The 22343-nt window shown below is 62.2% G+C and carries 22 protein-coding genes and 1 tRNA gene; 9 read left to right on the forward strand and 14 right to left on the reverse strand.

Features of this window, described 5'->3' with window-relative positions; all coding sequences use genetic code 11:
• Complete coding sequence (locus tag GVL52_RS21370; protein ID WP_160010870.1) at positions 1-1062, reverse strand: glycoside hydrolase family 5 protein; 1062 nt, start codon at positions 1060-1062, stop codon at positions 1-3.
• 133 nt (positions 1063-1195) lie between these two features.
• Here GVL52_RS21370 and GVL52_RS21375 point away from each other — a divergent pair, with 133 nt between their 5' ends.
• The 4 genes from GVL52_RS21375 to GVL52_RS21390 all read left to right on the forward strand — a co-directional run bounded on the left by GVL52_RS21375 (position 1196) and on the right by GVL52_RS21390 (position 4652).
• Positions 1196-2833, forward strand: a complete 1638-nt coding sequence (locus tag GVL52_RS21375) for a GumC family protein (protein ID WP_160010872.1) — start codon at positions 1196-1198, stop codon at positions 2831-2833.
• A 102-nt stretch (positions 2834-2935) separates the two neighbouring features.
• The gene (locus GVL52_RS21380; RefSeq protein WP_160010874.1) at positions 2936-3277 is read left to right on the forward strand and encodes a hypothetical protein; all 342 of its coding nucleotides are present in this window, start codon (positions 2936-2938) and stop codon (positions 3275-3277) included.
• 183 nt (positions 3278-3460) lie between these two features.
• Entirely contained in the window at positions 3461-4030 is a 570-nt protein-coding gene (locus GVL52_RS21385; protein WP_160010876.1) for a sigma-70 family RNA polymerase sigma factor, read from the forward strand.
• Complete coding sequence (locus GVL52_RS21390; protein ID WP_160010878.1) at positions 4017-4652, forward strand: NrsF family protein; 636 nt, start codon at positions 4017-4019, stop codon at positions 4650-4652. The genes GVL52_RS21385 and GVL52_RS21390 overlap by 14 nt, the downstream gene beginning before the upstream one ends.
• 42 nt (positions 4653-4694) lie before the next feature.
• Here the strand turns inward: GVL52_RS21390 and GVL52_RS21395 are convergent, their stop codons facing one another.
• Both GVL52_RS21395 and GVL52_RS21400 read right to left on the reverse strand, forming a co-directional pair.
• A complete protein-coding gene (locus GVL52_RS21395) occupies positions 4695-4913 on the reverse strand; it encodes a hypothetical protein (protein ID WP_160010880.1) in 219 nt (72 codons plus the stop codon).
• Positions 4914-5371: 458 nt separating this feature from the next.
• A tRNA-Leu gene (locus GVL52_RS21400) sits at positions 5372-5458 on the reverse strand.
• 184 nt (positions 5459-5642) lie between these two features.
• Here GVL52_RS21400 and GVL52_RS21405 point away from each other — a divergent pair.
• Entirely contained in the window at positions 5643-6125 is a 483-nt protein-coding gene (locus tag GVL52_RS21405) for a BA14K family protein (RefSeq protein ID WP_160010882.1), read from the forward strand.
• Positions 6126-6127: 2 nt separating this feature from the next.
• Here the strand turns inward: GVL52_RS21405 and GVL52_RS21410 are convergent, their stop codons facing one another.
• Complete coding sequence (locus tag GVL52_RS21410; protein WP_160010884.1) at positions 6128-6424, reverse strand: SelT/SelW/SelH family protein; 297 nt, start codon at positions 6422-6424, stop codon at positions 6128-6130.
• Between the two features lie 112 nt (positions 6425-6536).
• Here GVL52_RS21410 and GVL52_RS21415 point away from each other — a divergent pair, with 112 nt between their 5' ends.
• Positions 6537-7274, forward strand: a complete 738-nt coding sequence (locus GVL52_RS21415) for a type 1 glutamine amidotransferase (RefSeq protein ID WP_160010886.1) — start codon at positions 6537-6539, stop codon at positions 7272-7274.
• Positions 7275-7368: 94 nt separating this feature from the next.
• Here the strand turns inward: GVL52_RS21415 and GVL52_RS21420 are convergent, their stop codons facing one another.
• The 10 genes from GVL52_RS21420 to GVL52_RS21465 form a co-directional block, all read right to left on the reverse strand.
• On the reverse strand, positions 7369-9294 hold the full coding sequence (locus GVL52_RS21420; RefSeq protein ID WP_160010887.1) for a glycoside hydrolase family 127 protein: 1926 nt from the start codon (positions 9292-9294) through the stop codon (positions 7369-7371).
• 52 nt (positions 9295-9346) lie between these two features.
• Entirely contained in the window at positions 9347-10210 is an 864-nt protein-coding gene (locus GVL52_RS21425) for a carbohydrate ABC transporter permease (RefSeq protein ID WP_160010888.1), read from the reverse strand.
• Positions 10207-11124 carry a carbohydrate ABC transporter permease gene (locus GVL52_RS21430; protein ID WP_160010889.1) on the reverse strand — a complete coding sequence of 306 codons (918 nt, stop codon included), beginning with the start codon at positions 11122-11124 and terminating at the stop codon, positions 10207-10209. Before GVL52_RS21430 ends, GVL52_RS21425 begins: the two co-directional genes overlap by 4 nt.
• 74 nt (positions 11125-11198) lie before the next feature.
• Positions 11199-12437 (reverse strand): sugar ABC transporter substrate-binding protein, encoded by a 1239-nt coding sequence (locus tag GVL52_RS21435; protein WP_160010890.1) that lies wholly within the window; start codon positions 12435-12437, stop codon positions 11199-11201.
• 44 nt (positions 12438-12481) lie between these two features.
• A complete protein-coding gene (locus tag GVL52_RS21440; RefSeq protein ID WP_160010891.1) occupies positions 12482-13504 on the reverse strand; it encodes a LacI family DNA-binding transcriptional regulator in 1023 nt (340 codons plus the stop codon).
• Between the two features lie 203 nt (positions 13505-13707).
• The gene (locus GVL52_RS21445; RefSeq protein WP_160010892.1) at positions 13708-14982 is read right to left on the reverse strand and encodes a Gfo/Idh/MocA family protein; all 1275 of its coding nucleotides are present in this window, start codon (positions 14980-14982) and stop codon (positions 13708-13710) included.
• A 53-nt stretch (positions 14983-15035) separates the two neighbouring features.
• Positions 15036-15863 carry a sugar phosphate isomerase/epimerase gene (locus tag GVL52_RS21450; protein WP_160010893.1) on the reverse strand — a complete coding sequence of 276 codons (828 nt, stop codon included), beginning with the start codon at positions 15861-15863 and terminating at the stop codon, positions 15036-15038.
• Positions 15864-15884: 21 nt separating this feature from the next.
• Positions 15885-17048: a dihydrodipicolinate synthase family protein gene (locus GVL52_RS21455; protein WP_160010894.1), complete on the reverse strand. Its 1164-nt coding sequence runs from the start codon at positions 17046-17048 to the stop codon at positions 15885-15887.
• Between the two features lie 3 nt (positions 17049-17051).
• Positions 17052-18200 carry a Gfo/Idh/MocA family protein gene (locus tag GVL52_RS21460; protein WP_160010895.1) on the reverse strand — a complete coding sequence of 383 codons (1149 nt, stop codon included), beginning with the start codon at positions 18198-18200 and terminating at the stop codon, positions 17052-17054.
• A 133-nt stretch (positions 18201-18333) separates the two neighbouring features.
• Positions 18334-19002 carry a TetR/AcrR family transcriptional regulator gene (locus tag GVL52_RS21465; RefSeq protein WP_160010897.1) on the reverse strand — a complete coding sequence of 223 codons (669 nt, stop codon included), beginning with the start codon at positions 19000-19002 and terminating at the stop codon, positions 18334-18336.
• 202 nt (positions 19003-19204) lie between these two features.
• Here GVL52_RS21465 and GVL52_RS21470 point away from each other — a divergent pair, with 202 nt between their 5' ends.
• From GVL52_RS21470 to GVL52_RS21480, 3 genes are read left to right on the forward strand one after another with little or no spacing between them, the layout of a single operon-like run.
• A complete protein-coding gene (locus GVL52_RS21470; RefSeq protein WP_160010899.1) occupies positions 19205-20491 on the forward strand; it encodes an ABC transporter substrate-binding protein in 1287 nt (428 codons plus the stop codon).
• 5 nt (positions 20492-20496) lie between these two features.
• Entirely contained in the window at positions 20497-21453 is a 957-nt protein-coding gene (locus GVL52_RS21475) for a carbohydrate ABC transporter permease (RefSeq protein ID WP_160010901.1), read from the forward strand.
• Positions 21446-22330, forward strand: a complete 885-nt coding sequence (locus tag GVL52_RS21480; RefSeq protein WP_160010903.1) for a carbohydrate ABC transporter permease — start codon at positions 21446-21448, stop codon at positions 22328-22330. Before GVL52_RS21475 ends, GVL52_RS21480 begins: the two co-directional genes overlap by 8 nt.
• The last annotated feature ends 13 nt before the right edge of the window (positions 22331-22343 follow it).

The following is a 22343-nucleotide window of genomic DNA, read 5'->3' on the forward strand; positions in this document are numbered from 1 at the left end:
TCAGTCCACCAGCGTCTTGCAGGTGGACTTCTTCGGCGGCGGCGCCTTCAGCGCCTTTTCGAGAGCCGTCATCTGCTTGCGGTCCTTGCCGCCGTGCGGCTGGACATTCAGCGTTTCGCTTTCCGGCCACCAGTCGCCGGCGACCCAGTAGGTCCAGCCGAGCCAGACATCCGGATTTGCCTGCAGGTGGTTGAGCACGTGCGACAGCCCAGCAACGCAGGCCTTGTCCTGCGAGACGCCGAACTCGCCAAGGAAGACGCGCGTATTGTTTTTCCTTGCCCATGCGGTCATCGCCGTTACCGCATCCAGCGCCTTGTCGTTGCCGGTGCATTCGCTATTCGTTCCCGAGGAATCGTCGTCGAAATACTGATGTACCTCGAAGGCGTAGTTCTTGCGCGGGTCGCGGATGCCCAGCATGACGGTGCCGTTGGCGCCGCCCGGGCCGTCCGTTTCCCAGGAATGGGCGCCGGTCCACTTTGTGCCGGGAACCAGAATCAGATTGTTCGCTCCTGTGGCCCGGATGGTGCGGATAGCGGCATTGGCAGCCTTCAGCCAGACATCGGTTGCGATGTCGTTCGGCTCGTTCATCAGGCCGAAGATCACATCCTCCTGGTTGGCGAACTCGACGGCAAGCCGTGCCCAGAATTCGGCAAAGGCCGTGTCGGTGACCGGCGCATTGCCGATCTTGGTCTTGTTATAGGAGGCGTAATTGTGCGGATCGAGCACGATGGTGAGATGCTGCTTGCGCAGTAGATCGACCGTATCCTTCAGGCGCTTGACCTCGGCTTCGTCGAGCGGCTTTCCAAGCTGCGGCTGCAGGCGCTCCCAAAGAAACGGCAGGCGCACGGTGTTGAAGCCCTTCCCGGCGAAGTAGGCGATGGTTTCCTCGGAGGGGTAGTCATAGGCCTTGAAGTATTCGCCGCCGGGATCGCCGAATTCCGCACCGGAGAGATTGATACCCTGCAGGCAGGTGCCCTGCGCATTGGCGACACCCGTTTGGAGCACGACCGTTGCCAGGGCGGCCGCTGCAAGGCGCCGCCAGGATGAAGACATATAGGTCATTTTTACCGCTTCCGGGTTCGGCTGATCGTTGATTCCATTGTCGTTGCCGCATCTTAACGGTCCGTTAGCTAAGAATTTCTAAAGTCACGCTTACGCCGCCACGCGTTTTTGAGGGCGGACAACGAGCGCGCGAATGAACCAGTTTGACAGGAATAAGGTAGGCCGGCTGCCGCAATGGCGCAGCTATGAGCCACCGAACGCCGAGCCCGACCGGACCGGCGCGCATGGACCGGTGCTGCGTCCGTCCGACTTCGTGCCTGCCAAGCCAGCGCCCGCATCGATTGCGCCCGACGCCACCGTTGCGCCGCAGCCGCCCACCGCCGAAATGGCAACGCCCTCAACACCTCAGACGATAGCAGCGCAGCTTCCTTTCCGGCATGAGCCTGTCGAGACGCCGGTCACCGCCGCCCCCGTCTATATCCAGACCACCGAGCCATCAGGGCCGTTGCTCGACATTCGTTCCGTTATCCAGGCCGTCTGGCGCTGGCGGCTGATCGTGCTTGGACTTTCGGCGCTCGGTGCCGTCGCCGGCGGCGTGGTGCTGCCGATGTCGACGCAGAAATTCACCGCCGGAACCACGCTCTATTTCGACCCGCGCCAGGTCGGCCTCAGCGATCCGAGTTCGCAATCTTCCGGCCCATCGCCGGAAATGATCTCGGCAATGATCGACAGCCAGGTACAGATCCTGACCTCCGGCAATGTGATGCGTCGTGTCGCCGATGCGATGAAGCTCGACCAGGACCCGGAATTCACGGGCGGGCGACCCGATAGTGCCGCCGTCATCAGCGCGCTGCAGAAGGCAGTGCTGATTGCTCGCCAGAGCGGCACCTATGTCGTGTCGATGACGGCAACCACAAAGGACCCGGAGAAATCCGCGCGCCTGGCCAACCAGGTCGTCGCCTCCTTCCTGCAGGAGGAAGACAGCGCCAGCTCCGGTCTCTACCAGGATACGTCCACCACGCTCGACAGCCGCCTGACCGATCTTCGGCAGAAGGTCCAGGAAGCCGAGCAGGCGGTCGAGACCTATCGCGCCGATAACGACATGGCCTCGACGCAGAACGGCCTGATCTCCGACCAGCGGCTGGCATCGCTGAACACGCTGCTGGTGACGGCGCAGGACAAGACGATCCAGGCAAAAACCAGAGCCGACGCCGTGGCGAACCTGCGCTTCGAAGACATTGTCGGCGGCGATCCGCAGAGCGGCGGCGTTTCGACCGCACTTGCCAGCCTGCGCCAACAATATTCGACACAGGCGGCGATCGTCGGCAGCCTCGAGAGCCAGATGGGCACACGCCATCCGCGGCTGCAAGCCGCGCGTTCCTCGCTGAAGAGCGTGTCAGACGAAATCCGCGGCGAACTGCAACGACTGGCAAGCACCGCGCAAGGCGAATACGACCAGGCGAAGAAGGCCGAAGACGCCATTTCCAAGGAGCTGGCAGTTCAAAAGGCCTTGCAGGTCAACACATCGGACAAGCAGGTCGAACTCAACGAATTGCAGCGCAAGGCGACAGCGGCGCGCGACATCTACGAGACCGTGCTGAAGCGCTCGAGCCAGACCAGCGAAGAGCAGAGCCTGTCGCGCAGCAACATCCGGGTGATCTCGCAGGCCGAACCGCCGCTGAAGGCCAATGGGCCGGGCAGGAAGGTGCTTCTGATCGCCGGCATCATCGGCGGTTTCCTTGCCGGCTTCCTGGCTGGTGTCGGTCTTGCGATCATGGCCACCCTCATCGCCCACCCGACACTCAGAAGCTATTTCCGCAAGCCGGGCTGAGGTCACGATTGCGGGAGCAGCGGTGCGTCGGCTTGATGGCTGATGGCGCCATGCTTACATCCACGCCATTGATGGAGAGGCCGGGATCGGCCAGGGGCACTGATGCGACTTGGTAATTTGAAAAGGGCGGTTTTGATCATGCTGGCGCTTTCGAGCGGCCTGCTGCCGACATCGGGTTTTTCAACAGACTGGAAGCGTGCCGGCGAAGGCCGGGTGCAATCGGCCTATCCCTATGCCAATCTGCCGGGTGTCAAGGCGCAGACCGACAAGTCGCTCGAGCCTGACCTCAAATGTCGCACGGAGACGCAATATGTCCGCCGGCGCTACGACGAGATCTTCCGTTCCGGTGGGATGCCGATGACAGTCTATGTCTGCGACCGCGACGGCGTCATATCCTCCGGCAGCCAGGTTCCGCTGCGCGGCCACTACCAGCCGGTCCGCTGACCGATTGGCGAGCGTTGGCACACGGTGCCCGCGCGACGCGACGCCGGATTTTTTTAGCGGCGCGGTCTTGCAGCATCCTCCAAGGCAAGAGACAAGGGCTACGAGCCGTGCATTGCCGCATTCCAAAATATTTCAGCAGCCCGGTAACAACAGCCTGTGCCCGTTCGTAGAGGATAATGTCGGGTGAATTATTCGGCGCGTGAGGAAGAATGGGCAGGCTGGATGCGGCAAGCGCTTGATGGCGATGCGCATGCCTATCAGCGATTTCTTCTGGCCGTGACGCCGCATCTGCGGGCCATGGCGCGTCGGCGCTGCGACCATTTCGGCGCGCCGGCGAGCGAAGCGGAAGACGTGGTACAGGAGGTGCTGCTGGCGGTACACCTGAAGCGCGGAACCTGGGATACCGCACGCCCGATCGGGCCGTGGCTATCGACCATCGTGCGCAACAAGCTGATCGATAGCCTGCGGCGCCGGGGCCGGCATGTGACTGTGCCGATCGAGGACGTCATCGAGACGCTTGAGAGCAGCGAGCAGACAGAAGATGCGATGGATCGCCTCGACGCCAAGCATCTGCTGGAACGCCTGAAGGATCCGCAACGCGATATCGTGCGCTCGATATCGATGGATGGTGCGGGCATACGCGAGACGGCAGAACGACTGAGAATGAGCGAAGGGGCGGTGCGCGTGGCGCTGCATCGCGCGCTGAAAACGCTGGCGGCCCTATATCGGAGTGGACCTGGTGAAGACGAATGAGCTGATAAGCCTGTTGACAGAAGACACGCCGGTGCGGATTCGGCTCGGCCGGGTGCTGACGACTGCGCTCATTGCCGGCACCGCCATTTCGGCAGTGATGCTTCTGTCAACGGTCGGCATTCGCCACGACATATGGAGCGCGATTGAAACAGCGCGCGTGCTCTTCAAGGTCGGATTGATGCTGACGCTCGTCGTGGTTGCCGCGGCAGCGGTGTTCCGGATAGGCCGTCCCGGCGTCTCGCTGAGGCCAGCCGCATTGGCGCTGCTCATTCCGCTTGGGCTGCTCATCGCCGCCGTTGCCATCGAGCTCTCCGTACTGCCTTCGCAGGCCTGGGAGAGCCAGTTGATGGGCCACAATGCGCGCTTCTGCCTGATGTTCATTCCCGTGCTGTCATTGGCGCCGCTGGCCGGCTTCATGCTGGCGCTCAGGAATGGTGCGCCCGAGCGACCAACGCTTGCGGGTGCTGCAGCCGGCCTTGCTTCCGGCGCCATCGCCGCCGCGCTCTACGCCTGGCATTGCGTCGATGACAGCCCGCTTTTCGTCGCCACCTGGTACACGATCGCCATCGCCGCCGTGACCGCTATCGGCGCCGTGCTCGGCCGCCGATATCTGCGCTGGTAGGAATTTTCGAAACCGGAAACGAGACGCGCCGAGCCTGAAGTATCAAATGCTTTTGGCGCCCTCATCGGTGGCCTGTTGAGTGGTCGCCTTCGGCCCGATCGGCTGCGCCACGCCATCGATCCGATGGCGGCTGCCGTAGCTTACGGCGGCACTGGCGACAAGCAGAACCATGAGGAGACATGCAAGAATACCGGTGAGATCAACCCTCAGTGTAACACCCCGGCTGAACTTCCCTTCAAGAGAAGAAGTCGCGTTTTTCATGCAGCGCTGGACCCTTAAATGCCATCGATCTCCCAATGGGACGAACTAAGCATCATTCGCGCCCAAATGAAAGAGCTTCAGACTTGGCGTTCAGCCGCTTCGATGACAATACTGTGCATTAGCAAGGGATAGGTGTTTTCAATGCATGCTTTCACATCAGCGGCACGAAAACTTGCTTCAAGACATGCCAAGATCGTTGCTCGGCCTGCGCAAACATTGCGCAATGTTAACCGCAACGCGACGTTATTCTTCGAGCGACAAGCACAGGCGATATTCTGATCGAGACGCGAGCAGGGTCGCGCTTTCGGACATGCCGGAAGATCGGAGCTCAAGGCTCAAAATTCCGTTTCAGGTGTTGGGAAGAGATTTTCGGCGTTCCGGCAATATCAACTCTGACGAGGTTTGCGGAACGCCTAATATCTTACAATCGTTGAGAAATTGGCTTTCTCAAAATGGAATGGTGCCCAGAAGAGGACTCGAACCTCCACACCCTTTCGGGTACCAGCACCTGAAGCTGGCGCGTCTACCAATTCCGCCATCTGGGCGACGGAGAGCGATGTACGGGGGTGGCCCGTTGGTGTCAACAGGGTTTTTGAAGTTTTTCTGACAGCGCGCAAAAAAGTCGGGGGATGGGGCGACGGAAGCAGGCTTTTTGCACAATTGCGCCGTTGGCATGATGCCGATCGGCGTGCCACGCACTATATCAGTTGCATGGACAAGGAGGCTTTGATGACCGGTTTGCAGAAACTGCCCCTGATCGTGATTCTATCGCTTCTGCCCCTGGGGCAGGTTTCGGCAATGCAGGGCGTCGCCAGGCCGTTCGTCGCCGGGCCGCAGATGGCGGGCAACCCCGCTATCATCAAGGTTCAGACGAGCTGCGATTTCCGCGGCTGCTTTACGTACGGCCGCACGCAATCGTTCACGCCCTCCTATGTGCAGCCGAATTACCGGCCGCCGACGGCGACAGGGCCGACCTACTACAGGCCCCGGGAAGCGGGTCCGGCGCCAAGCTACTACAACAACCAGCCGCCGGGCAGCTACAAGCTGCCGCCCGTGCGCCGTGCACCGAAAACGCAGCCACGCGTCGAGCAGGCAGACAAGAGCTTCCACACCGAATGGTGCCGGAGCCAGTATCGCAGCTACAATCCGAGGACCGATCGCTTCATCACCTATGAAGGGACCTCCAAGACCTGCAACTCGCCCTACGACTAGGTTCAGCTTTCCTTCGACGCCCGGTCGATGTGGCCGAGATCGCGGTCCGGTTCGATGATGTCGCGGATGCGCTGCTTCAGCTCCTTCGGGCCGGGAAATCCGCCATCGCGCTTGCGCTCCCAGACCAGCGCGTCATCGACGCGGATCTCGAAATTGCCGCCGGTGCCGGGAATGAGCGCCACTTCACCGAGGCTATCGGTGAAGGTCTGCAGCAGCTCCTGCGCCATCCAGCCGGCGCGCAGCAGCCAGTTGCACTGCGTGCAATATAAAATCGTTATGCGGGGTTTGTTCTCGGTCATGGCGGTTTCCTTTCGCTCAGATTTGCGAACTGCCGGGGTGTCGCGCAACGGATATTGCAATCGCCGACGGCTTGGTGTTCCTGTGAGCCGACAGAGAATGCAGGAGACGTTGATGCGGGTTGCCGTCGTCGAAAACATGAAGAACACGCCGCTCGGATCGCTCGGCGTGGCACTTGCCGAGGCCAATGCCGAGCTCGATTATTTCAGGCCCTATATCGACGGACGGCTGCCGCGCAGCATTTTCGAGCATGATGCGCTGGTCGTACTCGGCGGCGAGCAGGACGCGCTCGATGACGAGGCCTATCCCTACCTGCCGGCTCTGGCGCGGCTGATGCAGCGCTTTTCCGAATCAGGCAAGGCGGTGCTCGGGATCTGCCTCGGCGCACAGATTTTGGCGCGGGCCTATGGGGCGGAGAACCTGTTGAGCCGGACGCTGGAATTCGGCTGGAAGCCAGTCTCGGTGACCAACGACGGCAAGGCGGATGCGCTGCTTGCGGGACTGGAGGCCGAATTCACGACGTTCGAGTGGCACAGCGACACGTTTACGCTGCCGGAAGGCGCCAGCCTGCTGGCCAGCACCCCGCTTGTCGAGAACCAGGCGTTTCGCGTCGGGCCGGCGGCCTACGGCGCGCAATTCCACTTCGAGGCCAATGCCGAAGTGGTCGAGGGGTGGACGGCCGGGTTCGAGCAGACGATCGAGCGAATGGAGCCGGGCTGGCTCAGCCGCTATCGCGATTTCGTTTCCGCGCATGCAGCCGAGGCGGACGCCAACGGCGTTGCGATTGCGCGCAACTGGGTGGCGATGATCAAGGTTGCCGCCGCCACGGACAGGCAGGCCGCCAGCGGCTGACCGGACGACGGGCTGGGCAACGGCCTGAGCGATGCGGCCGCCGGGCAGCGGCTGTGCCGCCCGAAGGCCTTTCGGATTTATGGATAGCGGGGCGTCACGCCTGCGCCTTTTCCGAGCGGATCCAGACCAGCATTTCGCCGGGCGCGCGGTTGTCCCAGAGGTGATAGGGGACGAAGCGGGCTGTTGCCGGTTTTGCAGCCGGCGGGCTTGTGCGGTAAAGCGCTGCGCCCCAGTCCTGCGTCTCTTTGACGACCGGGATGTCGAGCGCCACAGCGCCGCGCAGGTCGGCGATCTCCGTGGTCTTTGCCTCCCCGACATTGCCTGGCAGCCGGATGCCGTTGAGACCGGCACCGTTGTCTGTCGCTTCGACGCAGTAGACCAGCGGGCCGCGCATCAGTGCGGCGCGGCCGGCATCCTGGCGCACCAGCGGATTGGCGAAGAGGGCGCGGGTGGCGAGCGGGATGTCGAGATCGACCTTGTCGCCGCTCGTCCACTCGCGCTCGATGCGGGCGTAACCGTCGATCTCGACGGAGACGAGGTCGATCGCTTCGCCGTTGACCTTCAGCGTTGCGCCGTCTGCCCATTCAGGGATGCGCAGCGAGATGGCGAAACGGGATGGCCGTTCAGGCGTCACGTCGAAGTGGATGGCGCCGTTCCAGGGGTAGTTGGTCTTCTGCGCCAGCGCGACCGCGGTGCCGCCGATCTCGAAGCGGGCCTTGCCTTCGCCGTAGAGATGGACGGCTATCTCGTCCTCGGCGACGCCATACATGTAGGAGCCGATGGAGGCCAACAGGCGGGCGATGTTGGGCGGGCAGCAGGGGCAATTGTGCCAGACCCAGCGGTGATGCTTGCCTGAGCTCTCCAGCGGATTCTCGTAGAAGAAGGTCTTGCCATCCAACGACAGGCCGGACATGGCGCCGTTATAGAGCGCCTGCTCCATGATATCGGCATAGCGGCGATTTGGGCCGCGGCCGAGCATGCGGCTGGCCCAGAAGACCAGGCCGACGGAGGCGCAGGTTTCGGCATAGGCGCTTTCGTTCGGCAGGTCGTAATAGTCGGTAAAGCCTTCATTGGAGGCGGCCGGGCCGATGCCGCCGGTAACATACATCTGCTTGGTCGTCAGATCGTCCCAGAGAATATCGAGGGCTGCGGTGAGCGTATCGTCATTGTACTCGGTGGCGATGTCGGCCATGCCGGAATAGAGGTACATGGCGCGCACCGCGTGGCCGACGACCTTGGTTTGTTCGCGCACCGGCAGATGTGCCTGATTGTATTCGTAGGTCTTGTGCACGAACTTTGCCGGATCGCGGCCATCGCGCAGGGCTTCCTCGGTGAAATAGTGCGGCTCGACACCACGCTCGTCGATGAAGAACTTGGCGAGGTCGAGATACTTGTCTTCGCGGGTGACGCGGGCGAGCCGGACCAGGGCAAGCTCGAGTTCCTCGTGGCCGCAATAGCCGCGCATCTGGCCTTCGCCATGACCGAAAGCCTTGATCATGTAATCGGCGAAGCGGCACATGACGTCGAGCAGCTTGCGCTTGCCGGTGGCCTGGAAATAGGCGACGGCGCCTTCGATCAGGTGGCCGGCGCAATAGAGTTCGTGGTGGTCGCGCAGGTTTGTCCAGCGGCGGCCGGGCTGGACGCGCTGGAACCAGGCGTTCAGATAGCCATCCTCGTCCTGCATCGTCTCGTACATGTCGATGATCTCATCGACGCGGGCTTCGAGCTTCGGATTGGGCTTGCGGTAGAGCGAGTAGGCCACCGTCTCGATCGACTTGCCGAGGTCGCTGTCCCAGAACATCTGGGTCGAGCCGGCCCAGGCCTGTAGCGGGATGACGATGCCGGGGCTCGGCTTGCTGGTATCGATGGCACGCACCATGCCTGCTTCGACGCAGCGGTCGAGCAGCGTTTCGGCGGTGGAATCGCAGATCGCGTCCTGGCGATCGCCGAACAGGCCGTGGACATCGACATTGGGAACGGGGAGCGGACGGAACTGGCGGTCTCTTTTCAGCTTGGTCATGGCGTGGTCCATCTTTCTAAGAAATTCATTTCACTTGGTTATTTGATTTCGGCTATTTCACCGCGCCGGCCATGAGCCCGCGCAGGTAGTAGCGTTGCAGCAGCAGGAAAACGATCAGGCAGGGGATGGTCATGACGGCGACGCCGGCCTGGACGGCGCCCCAGTTGATGGCGCCGAGGCGACCGGCGCGCACCGCCATCATCAGCACCGGCAGTGTGTATTTCTCATTGCTGGAGAGCAGCACGAGGGCGGCCAGGAACTCGTTCCAGGCATTGAGGAAGGCGAAGATCGCCACCGTCGCGACACCCGGCAGCACCAGCGGCAACAGCACCATGACCAGCAGCTTCATGTCCTGCGCGCCATCGATACGGGCGGCCTCCTCGATCTCCTTGGGCACCGCATCGAAGGCGTTGCGCATCATGAAGACGGAGAAGGGCAGCTGCAGCGTGACGTAGACGAGCGTGAGGCCGAACAGCGAGTTGTTGAGCCCGAGCTTGGCCAGGATGATGAACAGCGGCGTCAGGATCGACTGGAACGGGATCATCAGCGTGGCGATGATCAGCACGAAGAAGACGTTCTTGAACGGAAACCGATAGCGCGAGAAGCCGTAGCCGGCGAGCAGGCTGATCGCCACCGTCAGCACCACCGTTGCCACCGAGACGATCAGGGAATTCACCGTATGCTGCCAGATGCCGGCGCCGAAGCTATCCAGCGAGCGGTAGGAATCGAAGCTGATGCCCGTGGTCGGCCATGGCGGCAGCGGCGGCAGGCGGGCTTCGGTGCCGTGGCGCAACGACGCCAGCAGCGTGATGACGAAGGGGGCGAGGAAGAAGATGGCGATGCAGAGCCCGGTGCCATGAAAGGCTGCCTGGTTGCGCCGTTCCCTGCTCTTGCGGCGTCCGGTGACGAGGCTCATGAGCGCTCCTCCCCGACCCGGAGCAGCCAGAGCTGGGCAATGCTGATGACCACGAGGATGGCGAGAAGGGCGATCGAGAGCGCTGCGCCATAGCCGAGATTGAAGGACACGAAGGACTGGTTGAAGATGTAGTAGACCACCGAGATCATCCGGTTCTGCGGACCGCCTGCGGTCATGATGTAGAACTGGTCGAAGGCAAGAATCGAGCCGGTGACAGAGATGATCAGTGCCAGCGCGATGGTGCGGCGCATCAGCGGCAGGGTGATGTAGCGGAACCGCTGCCACCAGCTGGCGCCATCGACGACGGCGGCCTCGGTGAGATCGGCGGGGATCGCCTGCAGGCCGGTGAGCAGGATGATCATCGTAAAGCCTGCTATCTTCCAGACGACCATGACGATGATGGTGAGGAAGGCGCTGTCGAAGGTGGCGAGCAGGTTGGGCGGACGATCGACGAGGCCGAGCGCCTTAAGCGCCGGGCCGATAAAGCCGCTATCGACATTGGCGAGCCAGACCCAGAGCAGCGATGCGGAGGCCAGGCCGACGACGACGGGCAGGAAAATGATAGTACGATAGGTGCTGACGAAGGCACGCTCGCGCTCGACGAACAAAGCGAGCGGAAAGGCCAGCGCGAAAATGACGATGGTGACGATGACTGTATAGTAGGCTGTGAAATTCAGCGCCGACATGAAGCGGGTGTCGTGGAACATCCTGACATAGTTGTTGAAGCCGATCCAGCGCTGGGCGCCCATCAGCGGCCAGTTGTGCAGGCTCATCCAACCGGTGAAGATGACGGGCAACACGAAGAACATGATGACGAGCAGCATCGCCGGCGCGATATAGAGAAGCCCTTGCCATTCCGGTCCTGGTTGTCGTTTTCGCACGCGCATGGGCTGGGCTTGACCTGAAACGGCCATGAAGACACTCCGCATTTCCAGTGGTGAAATCGGTCGGGGGACTGCCACCATCCCCCGACCACGGCCTTGGGAGATTATTGGCCGCTATCGATGATCGACTGCATTTCCGACTGTGCATTGGCAAAGGCACCATCGACGTCATCACCGAAGATGGCGGCGTTGGTGAAGGTTGCCCATGGACCGTTGGCGCTGTTGATCAGATCGTTGAACTGCAGGGTGTAGGGCGTCTTGGCGACGCCGATGGCTTTCAGCCCGACCTCAAGCCGGGGATCGAGACCTTCGAGCACCTTGTCGGCGATATCGCCGCGGGTCGGCAGGCTGCCATACTTGGCCATGATCTTCTGGCCGTCCATCGAATAGATGTATTCGAGGAACTCCTTCACCGCGTCGATGTTCTTGCTGCCCTTGGTGATGACGAAGTTGTCGCCGCCGGCAAAGGAGGACGGATTACCATCGACGCCGGGAATCAGGGTGACGCCGAAGTTGATGTCAGGGTGCTCGGTGACAAGCGTGCCGATGGCGAAGGCACCGAGGCTCTGCTGGCCGATCTTGCCGTTGGTGAAGCTGAGGAAGTTGGCGCCGTTATCGCTGGCCGCGCCTGCCGGTACGAGGTCCTTCTTGACCATGTCGCGGTAATAGCCGACCGCCTTGCGCATCTGTGGCGTGTCGAGGGTCGCGGTCTTGCTGTCGGCAGAGAGGATATCGGCACCGGCGCCCCAGGTGAGCGGCGTGAAGGTGAAGATCATGCAGCCGCCGCAGCCGCCGCCTGAGAAGTAGAAGCCGTAGGTGTCGTCACCGAGCTTGCGGATCTTTTCGGCATTGGCGGTGATCTCTTCCCAGGTGGTCGGCGCCTTTTCGGGGTCGAGACCGGCCTTCTTGTAGAGATCCTTGTTCCAGGCGAAGACGGAGGTCTCGACCGAGAGCGGCAGGCCGTAGATGTGGTCCTGATAGGTGCCGAGCTTGACGTGCGAGGGCGACAGCGAGTTGAAATAGGGCAGCTTCTTTGCCCAGTCCGTCAGGTCCTCGAGTTGGCCGGCAGCGGCGAAGGCCGGGGTGTAGATCAGGTCCATCGACAGCGCATCGGGCGCCTGGCCGCCGGCGATCGAGGTGGCGTATTTCTGCACCAGTTCGGAGAACGGCACTTCGGTGGCGACCACCTGGTTCTCATGGCTGGAATTATAGGCTTCCACCACCTTCTTGAAAGATTCGCCGATGCCGGAGCGAACCCACATTTCGACTTTCTCGGCAGCCGACGCTCCCGAAACGAGGCATAGTGTGGCAATGCTGGTTGCTGCCAATAGACGCTTGATCATGGCTCTTCCTCCCAAAAGTGGCGCATCTCCTCCGCGCCGGTTCCTCACTCGATGGGGCTTTTGCCCCCGCATGACTGCCGCACCACAAGGCGGCACGGCAATGTCCTGACGCCCGGCTCCACTGGGCGTCCCTCCGCAAGCGCCAGCACGGTCAGACCGGCCTGGCGCCCCAGTTCCTTCAACTCCATGTCGACGGATGTCAGCGGCGGCCGGGTCTGGCCGGCGACAATCTCCCAATTGTCGAAGCCCACCACCGAGACATCCTCCGGCACCCGTATGCCGCGTTCGCGCAGCGTATCGACGGCGCCGCGGGCGATCTGGTCGTTGCCGCAGAAGATCGCGTCGGGCTTCTCGCCCTCGCCGCTCCAGATGCGCTCGACCGCCTCATGCCCCCAGGCCTCAGCCCAGCGACCGTACATCACCACCCCCTCGCCACCGATGACAGCGTGGTAGGCTCCGGCGCGCTCGCGCACCGAGAAGAAATCATCCGGCCCGGTGATATGGACGATGCGACGGCGGCCGATCCTGACCAGCCATTCCACCGCCAGCCGGGCGCCCTGCGCATCGTCGGAGCGGAAGGTGACGCTGCCGGGCTCGCCCTCGGTGAAGGCGTAGACGACAGGCACCGGCAGCTTCGACAGATCGACCGGCAGTTGTCCATCGACGCGCTTGCCCGACGCGATAATGCCGTCCACCTGCTTTTCCAGCATCGCCTCGACATGGATCTGGCCGAGCGCCGGATCGTCCTCGATCGCGCAGAGGAAGACCGAGACGCCGTGATCGACGAGGGCTTCGGACACGCCGGCCATCAGCGGCAGGGTGAAGCGGCCGTAGGTGTCGTTGGTCAGGAGGCCGATGGTGAAGCTGCGCTTGCTGAGCAGGCCGCGAGCCAAGGCATTCGGCCGGAAGCCAACCTCGCCGGCGATACGCTTGACGCGTGCCCGGGTCTCGACACTCATCCGGCCGGTATCGTTGAGTGCCTTCGAGGTCGTCGAGATGCTGACGCCTGCCGCAGCCGCGACATCGTGGATGGTGATCCGCCCTCTTTTTCCTCCCGCGATATTCACCGCGACCTCCCGTATTTTGCATGAGAAAACGTTTTCTCCGGGATTTCGTCAAGTGAGAAAAGGTTTTCTCACTCAAGTTTACTGAGAGACCCCGAAATTTCAGGGAAGGTGCCACACACGAAAACGAGCGGCAGGCCCGAAGGCGAACCGCTCGTTTCGATGTCCAGCCGGGAGGCCCTGGACAATTTGGTGGGCCGAATAAGTTAGCCGGCTTTCAGGCCGGGCGCGGCATCGCCGCCGACCAGTTCCGGCATCAGATCCGCGATCTTCACCACCTTGCCGGTGCGGGAGCTGTTGAGTGCCGCGATGCCACAGAGAACCGACATGGCACCGGCGCGGGTGCCGGCGCGCTGGCCGAGCTTGTCTTCCATGCCGGGCTTGAAGATCATGTTGCGCATGCGGTTGTCGCCGCCATAGTGGCCGCCTGCGGAATGCGGCACGACGATGCGTTCGAGCGGCTCCCGTCCCTTGGGGAAATTGCGGATCAGCAGGATGGTGTCCTCGTCAGGTGTTTCCCACGGCTGCTTTTCGAACTGGCGCAGCTCGATCCGGCCCTCCGTGCCGTTGAAGGCGATGTGGTGGCCCTCGATCGGCTGGAAGGTGTTGAGCGAATAGGAGACGTGGACGTTGTTCTTGTAGCGCAGGCTGACGACCATGGTGTCGGGGATGTCGATATCCTCGCGATAGACGCAGCCATCGCGAAAATAGCCGTCGAGCTTCGAGGGATCCTCGTAGAGGCCATCGAGGAAGGGATCGGCTTCCAGGTCGAGATAATAATCGCACTCCTGCGTGTGCGAACAGAGCTTGCAGCGCGGGCCGCGGAACGGGCCCTTGCGGCCGTAGTTCTGCAGATCGGCAAACGAGGTGACCGCCTCCGGATCACTATCGAGATACCAGTTCAGAAGATCGAAATGGTGGGTGGCCTTGTGGACGAAGAGGCTTCCGGAATTTTCCGTGTAGGCGTGCCAGCGGCGGAAGTAATCGGCGCCGTGCTGGGTGTTCAGGTACCAGTGGAAATCGACGGACGTGACGCGGCCGATCTCGCCGGCGTTCAGCAGTTCCTTGATCTTCGCCGCCGTCGGCGCGTAGCGATAGTTGAAGGAGACGTCGACGCGCTTGCCGGTGCGCTTTTCGGCATCGAGGATGCGGCGGATCTTGTCGACCGCGGTGGTCATCGGCTTTTCGGTGATGACGTCGATGCCGGCTTCGAGCGCGCGCACCACGATCTCGTCATGGGTATAGTCGGGCGTGCAGACGATCACCATGTCGACCTGCTGCTCGGCGAGCATGGCGTCGATGGTCTCGTAGATAGGCGCGTTGCTACCGATCATGGTGCGGGCGCGCTCGGCACGCAGCGTGTTGGTATCGACGATGGCGACCAGATCCACATGCTCGCGCCAGCCATCCAGCAGCTCCTTGCCCCACATGGTGGTGCCGCGGTTTCCCGTTCCTATCAGTGCAAAACGGCGCTTCTCCATCGAATGATCCTCCTTCATGCGTGCGGAAACAAACTTGATCTTTATGCTTTTGGTCAGGCCTGGCAGCAGCTGTGGAAGCGCTCGACGCAGGTGGCGATCACCTCGTCGGCCGGGCGTTTCCACCAGTTCTCCGCCGAGAAGATCTCGACCTCCTGGGCACCATCAAAGCCTGCAGCCTCGACCATCCGTCGTATGCCTTTCAGGTCGATGACGCCATCGCCCATCATGCCGCGGTCGGTCAGCATATCCCTGGTCGGGACCAGCCAATCGCAGATGTGGTGGGCGAGAATGCGCTGCAGGCGGCCGGCGCGGGCGATCTGTTCTGCGAGATCCGGGTCCCACCAGACGTGGTAAACGTCGATGGCGACGCCAACCCCCTCGCCCAGCTGCTCGCAGATGTCGAGCGCCTGACTGAGCGTGTTCACGCAGGAGCGGTCGGCCGCATACATCGGGTGCAGTGGCTCGATCGCCAGCGGCACGCCGGCGGCACGGGCATGCGGGAGCGTCGCGGCAATGCCGTCGGCCACCATCTGGCGGGCAAGTGCGAGATCCCTCGAGTTCCCGGCAAGACCGCCGACGACGAGCACGAGGCAATCGGCGCCAAGGGCTGCGGCCTCATCGACGGCGCGCTTGTTGTCGTCGATCGCTGTCTGGCGATCCACAGCTTCCAGCGCCGGGAAAAAGCCGCCGCGGCAGAGCCCGGTGAGCTTGATGCCGTTGGATCTGACGATGCGCACGGCCTCGTCAAGTCCTGCCTTGGCGACCTGATCGCGCCAGGGGGCGATCGAGGTGATGCCATGCTTCAGGCAGAGATCGACCGCTTCGGCAAAGCCGCATTGCTCGCGGATCGTCGCGAGGTTGATGGAAAGACCTTCGACCATATAATTCTCCTCCCTTGATCGTCAGGCAACGCCGTGCACGGCGAGCACCCGTTTCATGCGGGTTACCGCCAGATCGGGATCATCGAGCACGCGGGCCTTGTCGGCGAGGCGGAAGAGTTCGGCCAGGTGCGACAGCGACCGCGTCGATTGCTGGCCGCCGATCATGGTGAAGTGGTCCTGCAGGCCGTTGAGATAGGCGAGGAAGACGATGCCGGTCTTGTAGAAGCGAGTCGGGGCCTTGAAGATGTGCCGGGAGAGCGGCACGGTCGGCTCCAGCAGCTCGAAGAACTCGCCGTTCCTGTCGTGGCCGAGCGCCTCGAGGGCAGCGGAGGCGGCCGGCGCAATGGCATCGAAAATGCCGAGCAGCGCGTCGGAATGGCCCTTTTCATCGCCGGCTATCAATTCGGCGTAGTTGAAGTCATCACCGGTGTACATGCGCACGCTGGCAGGCAATTGCCGGCGCATGGTGATCTCCTTCTCCTTCGACAGCAGCGAGACCTTGATGCCATCGACCTTGGCGGCGTTCGCCTCGATCACCTCAAGGCAGGTGGCCATGGCGGCGATGTGATCGGCATTGCCCCAATAACCTTCCAAGGCGGGATCGAACATCTCGCCGAGCCAGTGGATGACCACCGGCTCCCTTACCTGTCGGAGGATACGATCGTAGACCCTGACGTAGTCATCAGGACTTTTGGCGGCTGCGGCCAGCGCCCGGCTTGCCATCAGGATGATCCGGCCGCCCGAGGCCTCGATCGTCTCGATCTGCTCCTCGTAGGCCCGGATGATGGTGTCGATCGTGACGTCGGGGCCTGGTGCCAAGTGATCGGTGCCGGCGCCGCAGGCGATCAACGCGTCGCTGCGGCTGGCGGCTTCGGCAAGCGCCCGCTTGATCAGCTGCTGCGCTTCCGGCCAGCCGAGGCCCATGCCGCGCTGGGCGGTGTCCATGGCTTCAGCAACGCCGAGGCCGAGATCCCATAGCCTATGGCGGAAGGCGAGTGTGCGGTCCCAGTCGATCGCCGGCGTCAGCCACGGATCGTTGTCGGCGAACGGATCGGCCACGACGTGGGCGGCGGCATAGGCGATGCGCGAGAAGTCTTTCGGCTGGCGTTTGACCACCGCGATCGGCGTGCCGGTCAGCGTATAGGGGGCGATCTTACCATCGAGGGGTAGGTTGATCGTGGTCATCGCTCAGAACTCCAGCCGGGGCACATCGAGCCAGCGGCGTTCGGCCCAGGATTTCAGGCCGAGTTCGGCCAGTTGCACGCCCTTGGCGCCGGCTTCCATGCCGTATGGCCAAGGCGCATCTTCGGCGACGTAGCGCAGGAACATCTCCCATTGCACCTTGAAGCCATTGTCGAAGGACTGGGTATCCGGCACTTCGTCCCAGGTCTTGTAGAAGTCGATGGTCTGCGGTTGGTCGGGGTTCCACACCGGCTTCGGGGTGTTGACGCGGTGCTGGGTCCAGCATTTGGTCAGGCCGGCAACGGCGGAGCCGTGGGTGCCATCGACCTGGAAGGTGACGAGATCGTCGCGGCGGACGCGCACCGCCCAGGAGGAGTTGATATGGGCGATGGCACCGCCTTCGAGCTCGAAGGTGGCGTAGGCCGCATCATCGGTATCGCAATTGTAAGGCTTGCCCTGTTCATCGACGCGGGTGCCGATATGGGTTGCGCCGAGGCAGGAGACGGATTTGACCTCGCCGAACAGGTTGTCGAGCACGTAGCGCCAGTGGCACAGCATATCGAGGATGATGCCGCCGCCATCGGCCTTGCGGTAGTTCCAAGACGGGCGCTGGGCCGGCACGCCCCAGTCGCCCTCGAACACCCAGTAGCCGAATTCGCCGCGCACCGATAATATCTTGCCGAAGAAGCCGGAGTCGCGCAGCAGCGCCAGCTTGCGCAAGCCGGGCAGGAACAGCTTGTCCTGGACGACGCCATGCTTGAGGCCTGAGGCGCGCGCCTTGCGGGCGAGATCGACCGCCACCTGCAGGTCGTCGGAAATCGGCTTTTCGCAATAGACGTGCTTGCCAGCATCAAGTGCGCGCGACAGCAGCTCGGCGCGCATCAACGTGGTGCCGGCGTCGAAGAAGATGTGATCGTCGGGATTGGCGAGTGCGGCATCGAGATCGGTGGACCAGCGCTTGATCGAATGCTTGTTCGCCAGCTCTTCCATCTTGGCGGCGTTGCGGCCGACGATGATCGGGTCGATCTCCAGCTTTTCTCCTGATTTCAGCGTCAAACCGCCCTGATCGCGGATCGCCAGAATCGAGCGGACGAGGTGCTGATTGTAGCCCATGCGGCCGGTTACGCCGTGCAGAATTATCCCTAGACGAGCCATGTTTCTCTCCCTGCAAATGTCTTGCGAGGCCGGACGCACTCAAGTGAGCGGCTCCTCCCGGCCGGTAACTAAACGGTTACTTGATGACAGACGAAAAGCGTCGCTGTCAATAGCCGAGATCAAATTTCGGAAATCAGGCCTTGATCGAAGAGAGCGTGACGTGAACGATATGACGCTCCCAAGCGTCGAGATTGGCCGTATCGGCAAGGTCGCGGCCGAAGATGGTCGAGAGCGTGTACTGGTTGGAAATGTAGAAATATCCAAGCGATGCGATCGTCAGATAGACGTTCAGCGGATCGGCGGTTTCGATGAAGACGCCTGACGCCCTGCCGCGATCGAGTACCTGTGTCAGCTCGATGATCAGATGCGAATGCAGTTCCTTCAGCCGGACCGACTGGCGCAGCCAGCGGGCGCGGTGAAGGTTTTCGGTGCCGAGCAGGCTGAGGAATTCCGGGTGCTTGAGGAAATAGCGCCAGGTGAACAGCGCCAGTTCGGCAATCCCCTCCTCCGGACTGCGGTCGCCGATATGCAGTTCGCGCTCGGCAGTGCGGATGCCGACATAGGCCTCTTCGAGGACATGCAGGTAGAGCTGCTCCTTGTCGCCGAAGTAGTGGTAGAGCATGCGCTTGTTGGTGCCGGCACGCTCGGCAATGGCATCGACACGGGCTCCGCCCATGCCGTTTTCGGCAAACTCTTTGGTCGCGGCCTCGAGAATGGCGGCGCGCGTCCGCTCGGGATCGCGCTGCAACACGCGCTCGGCCGGACGCCGCTTGATTGTCTTCTTTTCCCCGCTGCCGTCCATCCGCCTGCTACCTTTCCCCGTAACCCCACCCGCTCATAGTTGTTTATGAACAAATTGTAAAAACCGAACCCGGCGGGCACTGCCAACATCACGCTTGACAGGTTCAGCGCTTGTCCATAACTTGTAACCAATTGGTTATTTGTTGCAAGAGAAACCAGCAAGGAGCGTGTGGAGGCGCTCCCCAAGGGAGGAGGAAAAACAGATGACATTCCGTGTGAGCAGACGCAATTTCGTTGCGGGAGGGGCCACGCTTCTTTCGATGTCGGCACTGGGTTCCAAGGCTTTTGCCGCGGATTCCCGCCTGCGACTTCTATGGTGGGGCTCGCAACCGCGCGCCGAACGCACCAACAAGGTGTCGCAGCTTTACCAGGCGAAGAATGCCGGGACTTCGATCACCGGCGAGTTCCTTGGCTGGGGCGATTACTGGCCGCGGCTCGCAACCCAGGTTGCCGGTCGCAATGCGCCCGACGTGATCCAGATGGATTACCGCTATATCGTCGAATATGCGCGCCGCGGAGCCCTGGCACCGCTGGAATCCTACATGCCGGCCAAGCTCAGTCTCGGGGATTTCGACCCGGCACAGATCGAGGGCGGCAGCGTTGATGGCCACTTCTACGGCGTCAGTCTCGGGGCCAATGCCGCCTCGACGGTGCTGAACACCACGGCCTTCGAGGAAGCCGGCATCGACCTGCCGACGCGCACGACCACATGGGAAGAATTCGGCAAGATCGGCGCCGAGATGAGCAAGGCCGGAAAGCGCAAGGGCTTCTTCGGATTTGCAGACGGCTCCGGCAACGAGCCGCTATTCGAGAACTATCTGCGCCAGCGGGGCAAGGCACTTTACACGGCCGATTCGAAGATCGCCTTCGCTGCCGAGGATGCATCGGAATGGCTCGACATGTGGAGCAAGTTCCGGGAAGCCGGCGCCTGCGTGCCGCCCGACGTGCAGGCGCTCTACAAGGACACGATCGACACCGCGCCGCTGACGCTCGGCAAGGCTGCCGCCGATTACGCGCACAGCAATCAGTTTGTCGGCTTCCAGGCTGTCAGCAAGGACAAGCTGGCGCTGACCAACTACCCGCTGATCAAGTCGGATTCGAAGGGCGGGCATTATCGCAAGCCGTCGATGTTCTTCTCGGTCTCGGCCCAGTCGAAATCGCTGGAACAGGCAGTCGATTATGTGAACTTCTTCGTGACCAATCCGGATGCAGCCGTCGCCCTCGACGTCGAGCGCGGCATTCCGGAATCGAAGGCGATGCGCGATGTCGTGGCTGCCAAGCTCGACGCCACGGGCAAGATTCCGCTCGACTATGTTTCCGGTCTTGGCGATCTCGCCGGCAAGCTGCCGCCGCCACCGCCATCCGGCGCCGGCGAAGGCCAAATTGTGCTGCGTACCGCTTCCGAGCAGGTGGCCTTCGGCCAGCTTACGCCTGCCGATGGTGGCAAGCAGATCGTCGATGAAATCACCCGGCTCCTCGCACGAGGCTGATGCGGATGAGCAATGCGATGCACACGACGGCTCCGGACACAGTCCGGAGCGGCGCGGGCGTGGTGGCCGAGGGGCGCTTCAAGCGCCTCTGGGCTGCCAATGCACCCGGCTATCTCTTCCTGCTGCCCTGGCTTATCGGCTTCTTCGGGCTGACGCTCGGGCCGGCGCTGATCTCGCTCTACCTGTCGTTTACGGATTTCGACATGATCCGCTCACCCGAATGGGTGGGCATGGCAAACTATGTGCGCATCACCACGGCCGACGCGAAATTCGCAGCCGCGATGAAGGTGACGCTGACCTATGTCGTTCTCTCAGTCCCATTCAAGCTGACCTTCGCGCTGCTGGTGGCGATGGCGCTCAACAAGGGCGTGCGTGGCCTGCCTGTCTACCGCGCCATCTTCTATCTTCCGTCGCTTCTCGGCGGCAGCGTGGCCATCGCCGTGCTGTGGCGCCAGCTGTTTGCCGGCGACGGGCTGGTCAATGCGGCGCTGGCGCAGATCGGCATTCAGGGCCCGAGCTGGATCTCGCATCCGAGCTATTCGATCTACACGCTTGTGGCATTGAGCGTCTGGCAGTTCGGCTCGCCGATGATCATTTTCCTCGCCGGCCTGCGACAGATCCCGACCGACATGTACGAGGCAGCCAGTCTCGACGGGGCCTCGAAGTTCCGGCAGTTCTACAAGATCACCCTGCCGCTGCTGACTCCTGTCATTTTCTTCAACGCGGTGGTGCAGACGATCGATGCCTTCAAGGCGTTTACGCCCGCCTTCATCATCTCCGGTGGGACGGGCGGGCCGATCAATTCGACGCTGTTCTACACGCTCTATCTCTATCAGGAGGCTTTCGGGAATTTCCGCATGGGCTACGCCTCGGCGCTCGCCTGGATACTGGTGCTGATCATCGCCGTGTTCACCGCCTTCTCGTTCCTGTCCTCACGTTACTGGGTGCATTACGATGACTAACGGGATCACCACCGCCGTTTCGGCGCCGCCATCCGATATCACCAAGCGCAGCCGGCCGGCCTCCGTCGTCATCCACGCGCTGATGATGCTTGCCTCGCTGCTGATGCTCTATCCGCTGCTCTGGATGGTTTCGGCATCGGTGCGGCCGGAGAACGAGATCTTCTCCTCGACCTCGCTCATCCCGTCGTCGATCGATTTCTCATCCTACGTGCGCGGCTGGGTCGGGCTCGACATCACCTTCGGGCGGTTCTTCTGGAACTCGCTTGTCATTTCGGTGCTGACGGTGATCGGCAATGTCGTTGCCTGTTCGCTGGCTGCCTATTCCTTCGCGCGGCTGCGCTTTGCCGGCCGGAACTTCTGGTTCGCGATCATGCTCGGCACGCTGATGATCCCCTATCACGTGACGCTGATCCCGCAATATGTGCTGTTCCTCAACCTTGGCTGGGTCAACACCATCCTGCCGCTCGTGGTTCCGAAGTTTCTCGCCAGCGATGCCTTCTTCATCTTCCTGATGGTGCAGTTCTTCCGCGGCATTCCGCGCGAACTTGACGAGGCGGCGATGATGGACGGCTGCAGCGCCTGGCGGATCTACTGGAAGATCATGCTGCCGCTGTCGCTGCCGGTGCTGGCAACGGCTGCGATCTTCTCGTTCATCTGGACCTGGGACGATTTCTTCGGTCCGCTGATCTACCTCAACGACATGAACACCTACACGATCCAGCTCGGCCTGCGCACCTTCGTCGATTCGACCAGCGCATCCGATTGGGGCGGGCTGTTTGCGATGTCGACGCTGACGCTGGTGCCGGTGTTTCTGTTCTTCCTGTTCTTCCAGCGGCTGCTGATCGACGGCATCGCCACGACGGGCATGAAGCGCTGATGGCTGTGACCGG

Source organism: Rhizobium sp. 18055, from assembly GCF_902706285.1.
Lineage (GTDB): Bacteria > Pseudomonadota > Alphaproteobacteria > Rhizobiales > Rhizobiaceae > Rhizobium.